Below are 17399 nucleotides of genomic sequence, written 5' to 3' on the forward strand. Positions count from 1 at the left end.
GCGCGGGAATTGCAATCAGCGGCGCAAGGCCAGCCGTGCAGCCAGCCAGCTGACAAACATCATTGCGAAATCTACCGGCATCCAAGCGCGCACCTCAGCCACATCATTCATCCCAAAAGGTGTATGCCACAGGGCCAACCCACCCAAACTGTCTGGCAACGAAGCAATCAACAGCGCCGAAATATTGTTAAAGAAATGAACCGCCAAAGCTGGCCCAAGTGAGCCTGACCGCGCCGTCAAATCTGCCATCAGCAATCCGAATACGCCTGCCCAAACCGTGATCATGACGGCGTTTTCGCCTGCCTCTGCCGGCTGGTAATGGCCGATCGCGAACAGCACAGATGGGACAACCATCCACACTAAAGGAGAGCGGAAGCGCGCGCCAAGCTGCTGCTGTAGATAGCCCCTGAAAAAGATCTCTTCGGCGCTGATCTGCACAAAGACAGCCACCAACGACAGTGGCAGCAACATCATCCACAAACCCGCTGACATGTTAGCGACCATCGGCGCACCGAACCCGTACGGGGGTAGCACCATCAGCGTCAGCCCCAGTATAACGAGGGTTCCAAACACACGAAAAAACTGTGGCACAGCAAGGACCAGCGGCCCAATGACACTCAGCATGTCACGTTGGTGCAAAAGCTTCACCACAATGAACACACTGGCGGTGATCAACCCGAAGCTGACCAACAGAATATACATGGCAAGGGGCGTGCTGCCAGAGATCAACTCTGCCTCAAACGCAGGACGATAGCGTGTCAGTTCGGACAATGCCTGATTAAAGAACAATGCAAGCAGGATGTAGAGGGCAACCATTGCCACGATTCCGGCAACCGTGCGCCAAATTTCCGCACGCGGAGCAGCTGCAACTGTATGAATACAGTGGGCCCGATAGTCGGGAAGCAAGCGCATTAGTCGCCTTCCTTTTGACTGTCGCGCGGTATTTCTATCCGGGCGTCACGGATCACTTCAGCTGCGCCAGTCAAATGCCCTGCAACGGTCCTGAGCAGGCTAAGCAGGACGGCTTTGTCATTCTCGATAACAGACCGGTATTGCTCTGCGCCAAAGCGCAAAAAGCGGGCGTCTTCCAGCGCTCTGAGCGTCATCTGTCTCGGCTCATGCAAAATGACAGCGAGGTCCCCTATTACGCGGCCAGGTTCTACGGTTGAGATATGCTGGGCATTGTTCTCTTTATCCAGATACGAAAGCTCCGCCTTGCCGGACAGGCAGAGGTAAGCCGCATCCGGAGGATCACCTGTGTTGAAAATTACAGTACCGGCGGGTGCGTCATACCACTGCGCGGTAAATGCCAGAAGGCGCTGCGCACGGGCTTCCAACGCGCCAAAAAGCGGGTTGCGCTGCAGAAGGGTCAACTTGCGCCGCAGATCGTCAGAAACGCTATCGGCTCCATCAGGGCCTTCGCTACTTGCTGCCCCGTCAATACGTCCATGGCTGATTTCCACGTACATGTCGTAGCTCTCAGGAGTTTTGAAGTTGTCATCCAGAAAGATCAGCGTTGTTTCGGGCATAAGATCACGCAAACGGTCGCGGGTACGCCCCAGATCGCTACCCGCCAGTGCCTGATCAAAGACAAATACATCAGGCCGCTTCATGGCCGCACGGGTAAATGCCGCGCGTTCCTGAATAGACTGGGGTAAATTAGTGCCTCCGATTGCAGTCGGAATATCGAAAACATTTGTGGCCACTTGCGCACGAAGCTTATGAGCCCGCAGAACATCCGAAGCCACATCCATCACCAGATCGGCCTGCATCCCTGCCATGGAAGAGATACGGCCATAGATCATGTTCTCAAGCAAGGTCAGCCGCGGCAGGTAATTTTCCGGCGTGATTGGCACAAACATGTCTTCCGCCATTGCCCGCAGTTCGGCCCCGCGACTGCGGCGGAGAGCCAGAATTTCTTCCTTGAAGCTTTCGGGAAAGGCGGGGCCAATCTGCTCGGCGGTGAAGGCGAATGGCACCGTAAGCAGCAGTGCAAACTCTTCCTCGGTTAATGCGCCGTCGCCCCGGCTCCGGCGGCGGTTCGCGATATCGACCAGTTGCTCGTACAGTTCTTCATCAATGTTGAGCGCGGTGAACAAGGGGTGGTTGGTGCCATCCATGCCGAATGTCTGGTGCAGTGTTTCGACAAGCGTCTGTGAGATGGCGATACCCTGCTCGGCAAGACCATGCTCGGCGATCATGCCGATAAATATCTTTTCGGCGACCAGCCCCTGCTGGCTAATTTCGCGACGTGGTGCAGCGAACAAAAGATTGCCGCCCAGCGGAATAGTTGGATTGAATTTTTCAGGGTCGAAACGATAAATGGCGCGATCAAGATTGCGTTCTTTGAGTGTCTCGAACACCTCTTCGCGCAAACCTACAATCGCCTCCGCTAGATCGGCGTGGGTTTCAGCGTCGATACGCGTACCCAACATCCCGCGAATAATCCCCTCGTCTGTGTTCAAAACTCGGCTCAGCTCGAACCACCACGCGTCTACGTCCTCACGCGTGTCGAGACCCGCTAAGGCAGGATCAAGCCAATCCGCCCGCAAACTATCAAGACTGTTGCCAGACCGGCGCGCCTCAATGCCTTCGCGGTCCCGGTGATCGGGATCCCACAACACCGTCTTGGGCGACGTCCGAAGGGACATCAGCAGGTTGTCTCCGATTGAGCCATAAAAGAGGTATGGATGCGCCTGCACATAGCCGATTCGCGCTGCAATCACCGCCTGGTGCAACGTGGCTATATTTTTGCCGCCCATGATGACAGTGCCACGCGTCGGCATGACTTCACGGGTCAGTAGCTCCGCCAATGCGCGCCGCTCGGCAACAGAAGATACCTTGATCGCGACCTGCGCGCCCTTGGGAATATCAAGCGTCAGATCATCCAGCACCGGCGTGCCGTTCTCACTGCGCACAAATACATGAGATATCTTGATGTCACCCTTCAGGTGCGGAATTTCATCTGGCGCGCCTTCGAACAGCTCCTCATCGATAATCCCTGCAGGATCGAACCGCTCTGTTACCACTTCCCACCGCAGCGCCATGTCCTGCGTTTGGTTGTAATATGTCAGAAGCTCTTTCCATGGGCTGCTCAGATCTTTGTAGGCAGCAAGGGCAGCAACAAGAGCACCAACAGTAATATCGCCGCGGATCGCCAGAATACCGCCCACCAAATAGAAGAAGAACGGGGTCAGTTGCGTGATGAAGTTGTTCAGAAACTTCATGAAGAATTTTTTCTGGTAGATCCTGAAGCGGATATCAAACAGACGGCCCAACCGGTCCGTAAAACCCGCCAGTCGGAATCGCCAGCCGCCATTTGTCCGCAAATCCGTGATGCCCGCAGCTGTCTCGCCGATCTCTGCAGAAAGAAGGCGTACTTCCTTGATCCTGTCCTTGTTCAGCAAGTTGATCTGGCGCTGCAACATCGGGATGACATAGGCCTGCAACGGGATCAATGCGATCCCCGCCAACCCGAACCAGAACGATTGCAGGAACAAGAAGATCAGGATGATCAGCATCTGACCGGCCTGAAAAACGGGCTGGGCGATAAAATCCCCCATTAGCCCGCCCATCGGCTCCGCCTCGGAGGTAACCATGCTCACCAGCTCACCCTGCGAGGTGTCTTGGAAATACCGCTTTGGAAAGCGCATCATCCGTGAGATTAGGCTATAGCGAAACCGCCGCAAAAGCCGCTCTGCCGTGACGCCCTTCATTGTATTGAGCCGCATCTTCAGCAACCCGTGCACAAGCACTGCGACCAGATACGCAATACATAGACCCGTCAGAAACTGGATCTGGCTTAGCTCATACCCATAAAGGTTGATGACTGGATCATCGGCACCAATGGCGTCGTTGATGATCCTTTTGGGCAGTTCCAGCGACACATAGAGAAACGGAAAGGTGAAGAGCGTGAAACCGAGCAATACCAACTGCTCTCGCTTTGAATACTTCCAGATAAAGGCAAACAGGCTGCTGTCCATGGGCGGGCTTTCGATCGGGAAGTGCTTTCCTATCCTAGGGGCTGCCCCCCCGCAAGACAACGTATGAAGGCGATGCAAATGCTTGCAGCAGGGCCGTTGCATGATTATGCCGTTGTCAAACAAATCTTAAGGGAGCGCAGCCTGATGTCTACCAACAACCGTTTCGACAAGTCCAAACTGCCAAGCCGCCATGTGACAGAAGGGCCCGCGCGCGCGCCGCACCGCTCCTACTATTACGCGATGGGCATGACAGAGGAAGAAATCCACCAGCCTTTGGTGGGTGTTGCCACCTGCTGGAACGAGGCGGCGCCTTGTAACATCGCGCTGAACCGTCAGGCCCAATCGGTCAAGATCGGTGTCAGAGAAGAACAGGGCACGCCCCGTGAATTCACCACCATCACCGTCACAGACGGCATCGCCATGGGTCATGAGGGTATGCGCTCCTCCCTGGCGTCACGCGAAGCGATTGCCGATACGGTTGAACTGACCATGCGCGGCCACTGCTATGACGCGCTTGTCGGTCTGGCCGGCTGCGATAAATCACTGCCGGGCATGATGATGGCGATGATCCGTCTCAATGTGCCATCGGTATTCATGTACGGCGGTTCAATCCTGCCGGGCAAAGCACCCAAAGGCGCAGATGTGCCAGCATCTTTTGCAGACCGCGACCTGACAGTTCAGGACATGTTCGAAGCGGTTGGTAACTGGCAGGGCGGCACCATGTCTGAAGCGGCCCTTGATGTGCTTGAACGCGTTGCCTGCCCGTCTGCCGGTGCATGTGGCGGCCAATTCACAGCCAACACAATGGCCTGTGTGTCCGAGGCGATCGGCCTTGCGCTACCTAACTCGTCCGGCGCGCCTGCCCCGTATGAGAGCCGTGATGAATACGCCATTGCTTCCGGCAAGGCCGTGATGAATCTGATTGAAAAGAACATCCGCGCACGCGACATCTGCACGCGTCAGGCGTTCGAAAACGCGGCACGCATCGTTGCCTGTACAGGCGGTTCGACCAACGCAGGCCTCCACCTGCCAGCAATGGCACATGAGGCTGGCATCGAATTCTTCCTTGAAGATGTTTGTGACATCTTCCGCGACACACCTCACTTTGTTGATATGAAGCCCGGTGGCGCCTATGTTGCCAAAGACCTTTATGAAGCTGGCGGCGTACCGGTCGTCATGCGCGAGCTGCGCAAAGCGGGTCTGATCCACGAAGACTGCATGACCGTGACCGGCTATTCAATGGGCGAAGAGCTGGACAAGATCGCGCGCGAGGCGGACGGCAAAGTGATCCACGCGATCACCGACCCGATCAGCAAGACGGGCGGCGTTGTTGGCCTCAAAGGCAATCTGGCACCTGAGGGCGCGATTGTGAAAATCGCCGGCATGAGCGAGGACGACATTGTCTTTACAGGCCCAGCGCTGGTGTTCGAATGTGAACAGGACGCGTTTGAAGCCGTACAGAACCGCACCTATTCTGAAGGCGACGTTTTTGTCATCCGCAATGAAGGGCCACGCGGCGGTCCAGGCATGCGCGAAATGCTGGCCACAACTGCGGCACTGTCGGGTCAGGGAATGGGCAAGAAGGTCGCACTTATTACCGATGGCCGCTTCTCTGGTGCGACGCGTGGTTTCTGCGTCGGCCATGTTGGCCCGGAGGCAGCAATGGGCGGTCCGATTGGTCTGCTGAAGAACGGCGACATGATCACGTTGAACGCAATCACCGGGTCGATATCTGTCGATCTGACAGACGATGAGCTGGCCGAACGTAAGGCAGCGTGGGAAGGCCCGCGCGAGACCCTCTATGCCTCTGGTGCGCTGTGGAAATATGCACAACTGGTAGGCCCAACTTATCTTGGCGCTGTAACGCACCCGGGAGCCAAGAAAGAGCGGCATGACTACATGGACCTCTAAACATCTCGTCACGCTCGGCTTTGTAGGGGCGCTGGGCGCTTGTGATGTTGCGGACAGTGGTAGCACTCTGCTGGCGGGCCTTACCCCGCCGGCAGACACTGCCCTGCCTGCGGTCCCCCTAAAGCAAGCCCTGATGATGAGGGGCAAGGTTACGTTGGTTCCGCCAGACGGCTATTGCATTGATCCCGAAAGCCTTAATCAAAGCTTTGCACTTTTGGCACGGTGCGATGCGCTAGGGGCATCCACCGGAGGGTCCGGTGCGCCTGTCGGTTTGATGACAGTCAGCCTTACCCGCACCGGTAATCAGAAGCAGCCTCCGACCGCAGAGGAATTCACTGCCGCCGCCGGTCTGGCTGCTCCGGAAAGTGCGAAAAAGCATGCCTCCGGCGTGATTTTCAGAACAAGCGGCACGCCTCCTGCCGATGATCTGTCGTCAACGCACTGGCGGGCTGTGTCTACGGTTGGCGAATTCACCATGGGCGCCGCGTTGTTCGGCCCTGATGGCCGACGGGCCGTGTCTGCCGAAGGTGCTGAGGTTTTGCAGGAAATGATCCAGCGAACCACCGACAAGACCAAGGCAGGCTAGAGACTGCATCGAAGGCTATGACCACGCTTGCGTGACACCGCCGATGCGTGGCATCTTGGTACAAATGCGTAGGTGTTCAGCCAAATGACACTATCATGCGCCATAAAAATGCAGTGAGCAGCAGGGCAGAGATAATGGCCAAAATTGGCGGAAACCTATTGGATGCGGCTTTCTACAGTCGGGCAGTTGCCAAATGGGCGCGAAATGCGCGCATGGCGCGTTCCGCGGATCTTACGGGCCTGCGGCGGCAACGCAATCGTGCGCGTCAACTCAAGGCGCATCTAGATGAACTGATCCACATCGCGGATGAGCGCCTGGCCTTGCCGCTAGAAGGTTCCACCAGCTTTCCAAAGCCACATAATGCGGATTGGGCGTGGCGCCCTGAATTGTGGCGCGGACCTTTGCCGAACCCTGGTCTTTCGTCGGTCCAGAACCGTGCCATGCTCGGGAATGAGGTCACCTTGTTCCACGATTGCGAATTCTCCGAACTGACCCTGCGACAGCTCCGCAATCTACGCGCGCAGGATTTGGCCCCTTACGGGCTGCGCATGGATGTGTTCCGGTTTGATGGCTCATTCCTTTCCCTTGTCGTCGATCTTCCTTCGGAAGGGGTCGAGGGGTTGAAAAGGACACATCTCATCCGGATGGACGTGATTGTGGAGCTGGAAAAAGACATCGAAATCTTTGCACGCCTCAATATCAAGAATGGTCCCAATACCGAACAGATCGTACGCGAACTGGATCTTTCGCAAGATCAGATCATTGTTGAATTTGATCTGGCATATTCCACCCTGAACGAGCGACGCATTGAAGGTGCATGGATCGATCTGATCTTTGAGGGCCCCGAGATGAATCAGGTTGTGCTGCGAGATTTAACGTTCTCCCGGCGACCACGCGCCCAGATTTAAAGACAGTTTTAGGTCCGCAGGCGGGCCATGGAGGATACGATGACCAAGCTTTTGCTGACCAAAACCAAAATGAGTCAAGGCGTTTGGGAAGGGTTGCTGACCGGCGCAGATAAAGGCACGCATCCCAAGATCACTGTCACGCATCAGGGCACCGCGGTGCCAGATGTCAGCGTAACGCCCTTGGAAAATGACGAAGGTCACGCCCTGCGTGTTCCGATCCCCCCAGAAGCCGTCTCGGACGGGATGCAGACGCTTTTGATTGCAGACGCCGATACCGACAGACAGCTGGGATCGATAACGCTCATTGCCGGTGAGGCGCTGGGGGATGACATGCGCGTCGAAGTAGACTTGCTGCGCGCGGAGCTTGATATGCTCAAGCGCGCATTTCGCCGCCATTGCCTTGAAACGAGCTAACGCAACATTCCTCTTACAATCGGTCATACTCCTGTTCCACGCTGTCCTGCAAATAGTGAGGCAGCGCAAACTACCTTCAGTTTTTCCTGAAATGTCGCGATCAGTTTGACAGACATGGTCTGTTCGCAAATGTGCCAAGGATCGAAATCACTCCGCTTTGGCGCAAGGTAGACGACCCAAATTCAATCACACTTGGGAATGTCACTTTCGCTGGAAAGCAGCCCGCGCTTTCACTCCAAGACGTAGAAAGGGCCGCTCCTTTGAAAGAGCGGCCCTTTGGCAAATGAATGAATCCGAGTCTTACTCTTTAGGAGCAAGCGCTGTCAGGCCTTTGAGGATGTCGATGGCATAGGCCAGCTGATAATCCTCAATCCGCAATTCAGCAGCTTTCTCGGCTTTCTCACGGTCTGCTTCAATCTGCTTGATCTCGTCATCGCTCAGGCTGTCGTTGTTCAGGCTGCCACGCAGATCAGCCTCAGAACGGCCACGACGGACCGGTGTTTCCTCTTCGTCACCGTCCGCAACGCGTGGCGGCTGTGCGACAACGATATCAGGAGATACGCCAAGCGATTGAATAGAACGGCCCGACGGCGTGTAATACCGCGCAGTGGTCAGACGCATCGCCCCTTCAGAGCGCAGCGGCATCACTGTCTGAACTGACCCCTTACCAAAGCTTTTTGTGCCGATGACAATTGCACGGCGGTGGTCCTGCAAGGCACCTGCCACGATTTCAGAGGCGGAAGCAGAGCCGCCGTTAATCAATACAACAATCGGTTTGCCATCAGCCAGATCACCCATTTTGGCATTGAACCTGTCCCCGTCAGAGGCTTCGCGGCCACGGGTGCTCACGATCTCGCCCTCGTTCAGGAAGGCATCGGAAACTTTGATCGCTTGTGTAAGCAAGCCACCGGGGTTGTTGCGCAGATCAATGACAAAGCCGTTGATCTTATCCATACCGCCAGCCGCTTCGACCTTCTCGGCCAGTTGCTCGGCCATCTTGGGGTATGTCTGGTCGTTGAACGTGCTCAAACGCAGCACAACACTATCACCTTCGGTGCGCGAACGGACCACTGTCAGCTCAATTGTGTCGCGCGTAATGGAAACATCAAACGGTTCTGTCTCACCTTCGCGCACAACGGTGATCACGATTTCGGAGCCGACAGGCCCGCGCATCATTTCGACCGCTTCGTCCAGCACCAGACCAAGCAGGCTTTCGCCATTTACGTGGGTGATGAAATCACCGGCTTCAATGCCGGCCTCATCAGCAGGCGTACCATCAATCGGAGACACAACTTTCACAAAGCCGTCTTCCTGTGTGACCTCAATGCCCAGACCACCAAATTCGCCGCGTGTCTGCTCACGCATCTTTGCGGCATCCTTCGGCGACAGGTAGCTTGAGTGCGGATCAAGCGATGTCAGCATGCCGTCAATCGCCGCTTCGATCAGGGCCGAGCTATCAACTTCCTCGACATATTGGGCACGAATCCGTTCGAAGATATCCCCGAAAAGATCAAGCTGTTCGTAAACGTTGTTGGTTTTCGCCGCTTCTTGCGCCAGCAAAGGGGCTGCAATCTGGGTCGTGGCAATGATCCCCAAGACCGTACCGCCTGCGGCGGCCATCAAAAACTTCTTCATTTATCTATCCATCCTTGTCGGTCCTAAACCAGGATGCGGGATCCTGGGGGACATTGTCCTGTCTGACTTCTATATAGAGCGTTTCTGAGCGGGCAGCACCAGTCCCATCACCATCTGTTGACAATTCACTGCCAGACTCAGCCCCGCCCATCAATCCGATGGGTGTTCCTGCGGCAATCACTTCGCCTATTTCACCGTAAACAGTCTCTAATCCGGCCAATACGAACAACGTATCCGCGCGCGGTTCAAGGATCATCACATTGCCAAAGTCCAGCAGGGGTCCCTGATAGCGGATTGTTGCCGCTGTTGGCGATGTGACAATGGCGCGCGGGCGGGTTGCCAGCAGCAAGCCGGGGCGCACGATACCTGCGGCATCTGCTTCGTTCATGCCCCGCAACACTATACTTTGTACCGGCAAGGGAATGTCACCCACGCGAGCCTCAATGCTCACCGGGGTTTCGACACTCATGTTTTCATCGGTAACAATTTGCGACAAGCCCGAAGCGAACCCGTCCAGTGTTTCGGTCGACGCAATGAGGATCGCGGTTGAAACGGGATCTTCGGTAAAGCGTTTGGGCAAATCTGTGCGCTCTGCCATCGCTTGATTAAGTGACGTTCGTGCGGCCTGAACAGCTGTAAGACTGGTCCGCAGGCGTGCCTCGGCATCAGTTTGCAATAGCTGCAACGTTTGCACATCTTCAAGGTCGTGGCGGAGCTGGTTTGCCCGCTTGTCCAATGCCGGGGTTAGTTCGGCCAACAACATACCTGCGCGCGCAGTGCCTGTCGGGCCATCGGGGTGCAAGAACGCCGTCGGATTCGTTTCGCCCATGCCCTGCAAAACAGCCAGTAATTGCCCGACTTCGCCATCGCGTGCAGCCAAGCGTGCGCTCAGCTGCGCCTCGCGGATTGCTACCTGCCGCAATCCTGTGCGCATCGCGGCAAGGCCTGTCTCGAACGCTTGGATCGTCGCCGTTAACGCGCGCACACGGTCGCGTGCGCCATCTGCCGCGTCCATCTGCTCTGCCGCATCCTCAAGCAGCGCGACCGCCGTCCGTGCCTGCGCGGCAGCATCACCTTGTGCAAAAGCCGGCAGGGCGAGAGCAAGCGATAAAAGAGCGGCGCGCAGGATCATGAAAGCAGATTCTCTCCGGTCATTTCGGCGGGCTTATCCAGCCCCATCAGCGCCAACACTGTGGGCGCAAGATCGGCAAGCCTACCTGCGCGCAGTTGTGAACCTTCAGGCGCGCCAACGACCACCACAGGCACGGGGTTCAGTGTGTGCGCCGTGTGCGGCCCACCTGTGACTGGGTCTATCATCATTTCGCAATTGCCATGATCCGCCGTAACAATCATGGCACCGCCGACGTTTTCCAAGGCTTCCAACGCACGACCAAGGCCGACATCGACTGCCTCGCAAGCCGCAATGGCTGCATCCAGATCGCCGGTATGGCCGACCATATCAGGATTGGCGTAGTTCACGACAATGAGGTCGTAGCGCGCCTCGATTGCTTTCACGAACTGGTCTGTGACCTGCTCACACGACATCTCCGGCTGTAGATCATAGGTTGCAACCTTAGGCGAAGCAGGCATTGCGCGATCTTCGCCTGTCTCGGGTTCCTCTGCACCGCCATTCAGAAAGAAGGTGACATGGGGATATTTCTCTGTCTCCGCGACACGGAACTGGCGCAGGCCCTTGGCGGCAACCCAAGCGCCCAACGTGTTGATGATCTCTGGCTTGGGATACATCGTGGTCATGTAATCCGCGTGTTGCGAAGAATATTCTGCCATACCCATCACGGCCGACCAAGCGATAGCATCGCCACGCTCGAAACCGTCAAATTCAGGTGCAGCAAGGGCCGCCATAATCTCTCGTGCGCGGTCTGCACGGAAATTGAGGCAGAAGAAACCGTCACCATCCTTAGCGCCCGCATAGTCACCGATCACCGCCGGCTTGATAAATTCGTCAAAAACGTCTTCCGCATAGGATGCTTCCACGGCTGCACGCGCGTTATCAGCGGGCGCGCCCAGCCCTTGTGCAATCGCGCCATATGCCTGAGACACCCGTTCCCAGCGGTTATCGCGGTCCATCGCGTAATAGCGGCCTGTTATCGTAACAATCCGCGCTGTAGCAGGCAGTACTTCCTCCAGATGCGCCAAATCAGCCAATGCGGATTGCGGCGCCACATCACGGCCGTCGGTCAGCGCATGGATCACAACAGGAACTCCTGCGTCATCAAGCGCGCGCACGGCCGCGATCATATGTGAGATATGACCATGCACGCCGCCCTGCGACACCAACCCCATCAGATGGGCTGTCCCGCCGGTCTCTTTAAGCGACGCAATAAAATCTTGCATCGGGGCATGAACGGCAAAGCTTCCCTCTTCGATTGCCAAATCAATCTGTCCCAGATCCATCGCCACGACACGGCCCGCTCCGATGTTGGTGTGCCCCACTTCGGAATTACCCATCTGCCCCCGAGGAAGCCCAACATCTGGGCCAAAAGTCGTGAGAGTGGCGGCAGGTCCATGCGCCATAAGCCTGTCCATATTGGGCGTATGAGCCAGAAGCGGGGCATTGCCCTCGGGGCTTGCGCCAATTCCCCAGCCGTCAAGAATACATAATACAACTGGTTTTTGGGATGACATGGGCGGTCTGGCTCCGGCACTAATAGTTTCTTGGCGCCTTGTACCGACCCCGTGGCCGAACGGGAACCATTTTCTGGACAGACCTGATCTGTCGGTGGTTATCTGCAAGAGTGAAAGCTAATCTTTCTATGGGATCATGATGGCTGTTTGATCATCGGCATGACAAATAGACTCTGGGCCATCGAGACCAAATCAACCATTTATCGGCCTGAAACGTGAGACGCCTGCATATCTATCCGTTTGGCGCAGACCACCTGTCGCCTCCTCCCCCTTGCCCGCGCGCGCAGCATTGGTCATAACAACGCAAAGCTTACTCCCACGCTCGAAGGGCCTGACATGACAGCGAACGCACCTGAAACCCGCATCGTAAATACATTCCGCGTGGCCTGTGACGGCGGCGAGGGTGCCTTAGGCCATCCGCGCGTCTGGCTGCAAATCCCCGCCGACAAAGGTTGGGTGGAATGTGGGTATTGCGATTGCAAGTTCATCCACGAAGACTTTGAAGGCAAAGTCTGAACTCTATCGCCAGTTCTTGCGCTTCCCCTCTGGTGACGCCGACTGTGCCATGGCAAAAGAGGGGCCACCGTATTTAGGGAGCGCACGCACATGGCATTCGGCAAAGGTCACCACCTCCATCTGATCGATGGCTCCGCGTTTATATTTCGGGCCTATCACGCCCTGCCTCCGCTGACGCGGAAATCCGACGGGTTGCCGATCGGCGCGGTTTCCGGCTTTTGCAATATGCTGCAACGTTATGTTGAAGGTAATGCAGGTGGGGACGTGACCCATGTTGCCGTAATCTTTGACAAAGGCTCCCATACCTTCCGCAACGAGATGTACGACCAGTACAAAGCCAATCGCGAAGCGATGCCAGAAGACCTCCGCCCGCAGATTCCGCTGACGCGTGAAGCCACCATCGCCTTCAACATCGCCTGCGAAGAAAAGGAAGGGTATGAGGCCGATGACATCATCGCAACTTTGGCCGTGCAGGCCCGCGAAGCCGGTGGCCGTTGCACCATCATCTCATCCGACAAGGACCTGATGCAGCTTGTCGGCGGCGGCGTAGAGATGTTCGATGCGATGAAGAACAACACCATCGATCGCGACGGCGTTCACGCCAAATTCGGCGTCTTTCCGGAACGGGTAGTAGATGTGCAGGCGCTTGCCGGCGATTCGGTTGATAATGTGCCCGGTGCGCCAGGAATCGGCATCAAAACCGCCGCATTGCTGATCAACGAATATGGTGATCTTGACGCCTTGCTTGAGCGGGCGAGCGAGATCAAGCAACCTAAGCGCCGTCAAACCCTGATCGACAACGCCGATCAAATTCGCCTGTCACGCCAATTGGTGCAACTGGATGAAAAGACGCCGCTGGACTTTACCCTTGATGATCTCGAAGTGCGTGAACCCGACCCGGAAAAACTGATGGAGTTCCTCTCCAAGATGGAATTCCGTACGCTGACAAAACGTATCGCCGACGCACTTCATATCGAAGCTCCGGCCATTCCCGAGCCAAAGCCAAGCGCCGATGCCCCCGAACAAATCGACACCGTTCCGTTCGATCAGGCCATCTATACGATGGTTGGCGATGCGCAGGCCCTGCAGACGTGGATCGATAAAATTTACGAACGCGGCTATGTCGCAGTAGACACTGAAACCACCGGCCTGGATGAGATGACAGTCGATCTGGTCGGTATTTCGCTTTGCGTTGAGGCCGGAGAAGCCTGCTACATCCCGCTGATCCACAAAGCCAACCGCGGCGGTGACCTGTTCGGCTCTGATGATCTGGCAGAGGGGCAGATGGGGCTGGAAGAAGCCCTGCAGATGCTCACGCCGATGCTTGAGGACCCATCCATCCTCAAGATTGGTCAGAACATGAAATATGATGCCAAAATCTTTGCACAGATCGGCATCACTGTCGCCCCTATCGATGACACCATGCTGATGAGCTATGCCATGCACGCCGGCATTCACGGTCATGGTATGGACACGCTGTCCGAGCGCTATCTCAACCACACCCCTATTCCGATCAAGCCGCTGCTTGGCTCCGGCAAATCTGCCATTACCTTTGACAAAGTACCGCTGGATCAGGCCGTGCCCTACGCCGCCGAAGATGCGGACATCACTCTGCGGCTTTGGCAACAGTTCAAACCCGCCCTGCACCGCGATCAAACCACCCGTGTCTATGAAACGATGGAACGTCCGCTGGTTCCCGTGCTGGCGCAGATGGAACGTTACGGCGTGAAGGTCGACCGTGACACACTGAGCCGTATGTCGAACGCATTCGCACAGAAAATGGCCGGTCTCGAAGATGAAATCTACACGCTTGTCGGTCGCCGTTTCAACGTAGGCTCCCCCGCTCAGGTAGGTGAAGTCCTGTTTGAAGACATGGGCCTTGAGGGCGGAAAGAAGGGCGCGAACGGAAAGTATTCTACCGGCGCCGACATTCTTGAAGACCTTGCAACCGAACATGATTTCCCGCGCCGAATTCTGGATTGGCGCCAACTGAGCAAGCTCAAATCAACCTACACAGACGCGTTACAAGACCATATCAACAAAGATACCGGCCGCGTTCATACCTCATATTCCATTACAGGCGCGTCCACTGGGCGCCTCGCCTCGACCGATCCAAACCTGCAAAACATCCCGATCCGCAGTGAGGAAGGCCGCCGCATCCGCGAGGCATTTGTGGCGGAAGAAGGCCGCGTATTGGTTGCGCTGGACTACTCCCAGATCGAGCTGCGCCTGCTGGCCCATATCGCCGATATTCCTGAACTCAAACAAGCATTCAAAGACGGGCTAGATATCCATGCCATGACCGCCTCCGAAATGTTTGATGTGCCAATGGACGAAATGACGCCCGATATCCGGCGTCAGGCCAAAGCGATTAATTTTGGCGTTATCTATGGCATTTCCGGTTTTGGCCTTGCTCGCAATCTGCGCATTCCACGGGCAGAAGCGCAGGGCTTTATCGACCGTTATTTTGAACGTTTCCCCGGCATCCGCACGTATATGGACAAGACCAAAGCCTTTGCGAAAGAGCATGGCTATGTCCAAACGCTATTTGGTCGCAAGATCAACACTCCTGAAATCGCCTCCAAGGGCCCGCGGGCCGGTTTTGCCGCCCGCGCCGCGATAAACGCGCCGATCCAAGGCACCGCCGCCGATGTGATCCGTCGTGCAATGATCCGGATGCCTGCCGCAATCGAAGGGATGCCCGCCAAGATGCTGCTGCAAGTCCACGATGAATTGCTGTTCGAGGTGGACAAGGGTGCTGAAGATGCTCTCATCAAAGTCGCACGCGACGTGATGGAGAACGCATCTGATCCTGTCGTGAAACTGGACGTGAAGCTGAGCGTGGATGCGGGCACTGGCGCGAACTGGGCTGAAGCGCACTAGGGCTACAGACGTAGGTTGTGTGAAAATCTGTCACCAATTACAGCAGAAGTGGCCACTCACATGCGGAGCGGCCCAACCTCATGCCGTCACCACTTTGAAACGTGCCTGTTTGAGGGATCGTATATCCCCTCTAAGCTAGATTGATAGCTATCTTTGCAACCACGCTAAGCCGGACGCACCAGCAGCGCCACAAGGCGGCGCGTCACAGGTGCAATGACCAACACGACCGGAAAGGCCACACCCCAGCTAACCAGCCATGCCGATGTCCAAGCAGGCAGAAACGCGTCTGCCGCATCCAGCGCCCGAAAAGTCGCAATGCCAGAAACGATGCTGGACATTAGGCCGGACAGAATAAGGCCGAACACAATCGGCGCAAAACGTGCAGGGATCATAGTAGCTTCATCCAATCAAGAGTAGCGTTTGTATTCGGACCGGGCGTGTACTCTCCACTTACCCAGCCGTCATACCCTGTGTCACGCATTACGGCAAAAAGCGCGTTAAAGTCCACAGTGCCGCTACCCGGTGAACTACGGTCCGGCGCGTCGCCCACTTGGACATGTACGATCAAATCGCGGTAAGATTTGAACACTGAGACCGCGTCCCCATGAATCATTTGCGCATGAAAACTGTCAAACTGAAGCCGTATATTTGGCGCGTCTACAGCGGCAATAATCTCGGCGGCCAGAGCGTAATCATTCAGAAAATACCCCGGTTGTGATTGCGGGCAAAGTGGCTCTAACGTCAGAGTAATTCCCTCTGGCGCAGCCTTACTGGCCAATCGTAGATTACTGATGACCCGCTGCTTTGCCTCCTCACCCACGGCATTTCCCGTCATCACGTGGATCATTGGTACGCGCAATTCCTGCGCATAGCGATACGCACGGCGCATATCGTAGGCGAACCGCTCTTCGGCACCTTCCACCGCAGAAAAGCCGCGAAGCCCGCCAGTGTAATTGGGCGGCGGTGCGTTGATCAGCACCATCTTCAATCCCCCGCGCACCAATGCGCGGCGCGTTTCCGTCGCAGCGACGTCATATGGGAACAAAACCTCTACCCCATTAAAACCTGCCATTGCCGCTGCATCAAAACGATCAAGATAGGGAAGTTCGGGCCACAAGTGGCTAAGGTTGGCCGCGGCTTTCATTGAGCTGCTCCTGTATCAATACTGGCCCCAAGCGAACCATCAGGTGCGAGCAAAGGTTTGCACTCTACCCTCACACTTGCCGCCATTCCGGCGGCGAACTGACGAAACGGGCGCATGTTCACGCCTCCGTCGGCAGATCCTCGGAAGGAATGATTCCAAAGAAAGCACCACCTGACCAGACACCAAACCACCCGTCATGGTGGACCCCCAAATCAACCAGCCTGTAAAAGCTTTTGCGATCAATCAGCGCCTCAAGATTGCGGCGAATGCGAACATAGGGCGAAGGCTCTCCGCTTTGTGGATCGCGGACAAACCGCAACGGTGCGTCCGGACCAGCCTCAGACACATCGTCGAGGTTGGTGGTGAAAGTCAGCTGCTGTGCCTCCCCCTCGCCCGCAACATCGAAATCAACGGCAACAAAGGGCGCGTCATGCACACGAATTCCCACCTTCTCTACCGGCGTCACAAGGAAGTATTTGTCCTCCTCGCGGATCAGAATCGACGCAAAGAGCTTGACCAGTCCGTGCCGTCCGATGGGGGTACCTTCGTAAAACCACGTACCATCACGGCGAATTTCCATATCGATATCGCCGCAAAACGGTGGATTCCATTTTTCAACAGGCGGTAATCCGCGTGATTTGGCTGCTTTTATGGACTCCGCAAGGCTTTGCGCTGAAGGGGTAACGGTTTTTTGTCCACTCATTGCTTTTGCCATTTCCTCAGTTCGAGATACACTTACATGGTATAGATATAACCTGCACAGCGGAGAAGTC

General features: G+C 56.1%; 14 protein-coding genes. 6 read left to right on the forward strand and 8 right to left on the reverse strand.

What is annotated here, in order from left to right; all coding sequences use genetic code 11:
* Nucleotides 1–15 precede the first annotated feature (15 nt).
* Nucleotides 16–912 carry a CPBP family intramembrane glutamic endopeptidase gene (locus K3757_RS17470; RefSeq protein WP_259997650.1) on the reverse strand — a complete coding sequence of 299 codons (897 nt, stop codon included), beginning with the start codon at nucleotides 910–912 and terminating at the stop codon, nucleotides 16–18.
* Nucleotides 912–3983, reverse strand: a complete 3072-nt coding sequence (locus K3757_RS17475; RefSeq protein WP_259997652.1) for an ABC transporter transmembrane domain-containing protein — start codon at nucleotides 3981–3983, stop codon at nucleotides 912–914. The genes K3757_RS17470 and K3757_RS17475 overlap by 1 nt, the downstream gene beginning before the upstream one ends.
* A gap of 144 nt (nucleotides 3984–4127) precedes the next feature.
* Here K3757_RS17475 and ilvD point away from each other — a divergent pair, with 144 nt between their 5' ends.
* From ilvD to K3757_RS17495, 4 genes are all read left to right on the forward strand, one after another.
* The gene (gene ilvD / locus K3757_RS17480) at nucleotides 4128–5894 is read left to right on the forward strand and encodes a dihydroxy-acid dehydratase (protein ID WP_259997654.1); all 1767 of its coding nucleotides are present in this window, start codon (nucleotides 4128–4130) and stop codon (nucleotides 5892–5894) included.
* The gene (locus K3757_RS17485; RefSeq protein WP_259997656.1) at nucleotides 5875–6480 is read left to right on the forward strand and encodes a hypothetical protein; all 606 of its coding nucleotides are present in this window, start codon (nucleotides 5875–5877) and stop codon (nucleotides 6478–6480) included. Before ilvD ends, K3757_RS17485 begins: the two co-directional genes overlap by 20 nt.
* Before the next feature lie 134 nt (nucleotides 6481–6614).
* The gene (locus K3757_RS17490) at nucleotides 6615–7388 is read left to right on the forward strand and encodes a DUF6478 family protein (RefSeq protein ID WP_259997658.1); all 774 of its coding nucleotides are present in this window, start codon (nucleotides 6615–6617) and stop codon (nucleotides 7386–7388) included.
* Nucleotides 7389–7427: 39 nt separating this feature from the next.
* Entirely contained in the window at nucleotides 7428–7802 is a 375-nt protein-coding gene (locus tag K3757_RS17495) for a hypothetical protein (RefSeq protein ID WP_259997660.1), read from the forward strand.
* Between the two features lie 300 nt (nucleotides 7803–8102).
* On the opposite strand, the gene K3757_RS17500 is transcribed toward K3757_RS17495, so the two are convergent.
* From K3757_RS17500 to gpmI, 3 genes are read right to left on the reverse strand one after another with little or no spacing between them, the layout of a single operon-like run.
* On the reverse strand, nucleotides 8103–9437 hold the full coding sequence (locus K3757_RS17500) for a S41 family peptidase (protein WP_259997662.1): 1335 nt from the start codon (nucleotides 9435–9437) through the stop codon (nucleotides 8103–8105).
* A 4-nt stretch (nucleotides 9438–9441) separates the two neighbouring features.
* Nucleotides 9442–10569 carry a murein hydrolase activator EnvC gene (locus tag K3757_RS17505; RefSeq protein ID WP_259997664.1) on the reverse strand — a complete coding sequence of 376 codons (1128 nt, stop codon included), beginning with the start codon at nucleotides 10567–10569 and terminating at the stop codon, nucleotides 9442–9444.
* The gene (gpmI, locus tag K3757_RS17510) at nucleotides 10566–12083 is read right to left on the reverse strand and encodes a 2,3-bisphosphoglycerate-independent phosphoglycerate mutase (protein WP_259997666.1); all 1518 of its coding nucleotides are present in this window, start codon (nucleotides 12081–12083) and stop codon (nucleotides 10566–10568) included. Before gpmI ends, K3757_RS17505 begins: the two co-directional genes overlap by 4 nt.
* Nucleotides 12084–12419: 336 nt before the next feature.
* Between gpmI and K3757_RS17515 the strand changes: the two genes are divergently transcribed.
* Complete coding sequence (locus K3757_RS17515) at nucleotides 12420–12599, forward strand: zinc-finger domain-containing protein (protein ID WP_259997668.1); 180 nt, start codon at nucleotides 12420–12422, stop codon at nucleotides 12597–12599.
* 90 nt (nucleotides 12600–12689) lie between these two features.
* Nucleotides 12690–15482, forward strand: coding sequence for a DNA polymerase I (gene polA / locus K3757_RS17520; RefSeq protein WP_259997670.1), 2793 nt, complete (start codon nucleotides 12690–12692; stop codon nucleotides 15480–15482).
* 164 nt (nucleotides 15483–15646) lie between these two features.
* Here polA and K3757_RS17525 read toward each other — a convergent pair whose 3' ends face one another.
* The 3 genes from K3757_RS17525 to K3757_RS17535 form a co-directional block, all read right to left on the reverse strand.
* Nucleotides 15647–15874: a DUF2798 domain-containing protein gene (locus K3757_RS17525; protein WP_259997672.1), complete on the reverse strand. Its 228-nt coding sequence runs from the start codon at nucleotides 15872–15874 to the stop codon at nucleotides 15647–15649.
* A complete protein-coding gene (locus K3757_RS17530; protein WP_259997674.1) occupies nucleotides 15871–16626 on the reverse strand; it encodes a hydroxypyruvate isomerase family protein in 756 nt (251 codons plus the stop codon). The genes K3757_RS17525 and K3757_RS17530 overlap by 4 nt, the downstream gene beginning before the upstream one ends.
* Nucleotides 16627–16744: 118 nt before the next feature.
* A complete protein-coding gene (locus K3757_RS17535) occupies nucleotides 16745–17329 on the reverse strand; it encodes a DUF1285 domain-containing protein (RefSeq protein WP_259997676.1) in 585 nt (194 codons plus the stop codon).
* Between the last annotated feature and the right edge of the window lie 70 nt (nucleotides 17330–17399).

Source organism: Sulfitobacter sp. S223, from assembly GCF_025143825.1.
Lineage (GTDB): Bacteria > Pseudomonadota > Alphaproteobacteria > Rhodobacterales > Rhodobacteraceae > Sulfitobacter.

Excerpts from the sequence above, each read along its gene's own strand:
- K3757_RS17470 (WP_259997650.1), bottom strand. The coding sequence starts at position 912 with ATGCGCTTGCTTCCCGACTATCGGGCCCACTGTATTCATACAGTTGCA.
- K3757_RS17475 (WP_259997652.1), bottom strand. The coding sequence starts at position 3,983 with ATGGACAGCAGCCTGTTTGCCTTTATCTGGAAGTATTCAAAGCGAGAG.
- ilvD (WP_259997654.1), top strand. The coding sequence starts at position 4,128 with ATGTCTACCAACAACCGTTTCGACAAGTCCAAACTGCCAAGCCGCCAT.
- K3757_RS17485 (WP_259997656.1), top strand. The coding sequence starts at position 5,875 with ATGACTACATGGACCTCTAAACATCTCGTCACGCTCGGCTTTGTAGGG.
- K3757_RS17490 (WP_259997658.1), top strand. The coding sequence starts at position 6,615 with ATGGCCAAAATTGGCGGAAACCTATTGGATGCGGCTTTCTACAGTCGG.
- K3757_RS17495 (WP_259997660.1), top strand. The coding sequence starts at position 7,428 with ATGACCAAGCTTTTGCTGACCAAAACCAAAATGAGTCAAGGCGTTTGG.
- K3757_RS17500 (WP_259997662.1), bottom strand. The coding sequence starts at position 9,437 with ATGAAGAAGTTTTTGATGGCCGCCGCAGGCGGTACGGTCTTGGGGATC.
- K3757_RS17505 (WP_259997664.1), bottom strand. The coding sequence starts at position 10,569 with ATGATCCTGCGCGCCGCTCTTTTATCGCTTGCTCTCGCCCTGCCGGCT.
- gpmI (WP_259997666.1), bottom strand. The coding sequence starts at position 12,083 with ATGTCATCCCAAAAACCAGTTGTATTATGTATTCTTGACGGCTGGGGA.
- K3757_RS17515 (WP_259997668.1), top strand. The coding sequence starts at position 12,420 with ATGACAGCGAACGCACCTGAAACCCGCATCGTAAATACATTCCGCGTG.
- polA (WP_259997670.1), top strand. The coding sequence starts at position 12,690 with ATGGCATTCGGCAAAGGTCACCACCTCCATCTGATCGATGGCTCCGCG.
- K3757_RS17525 (WP_259997672.1), bottom strand. The coding sequence starts at position 15,874 with ATGATCCCTGCACGTTTTGCGCCGATTGTGTTCGGCCTTATTCTGTCC.
- K3757_RS17530 (WP_259997674.1), bottom strand. The coding sequence starts at position 16,626 with ATGAAAGCCGCGGCCAACCTTAGCCACTTGTGGCCCGAACTTCCCTAT.
- K3757_RS17535 (WP_259997676.1), bottom strand. The coding sequence starts at position 17,329 with ATGAGTGGACAAAAAACCGTTACCCCTTCAGCGCAAAGCCTTGCGGAG.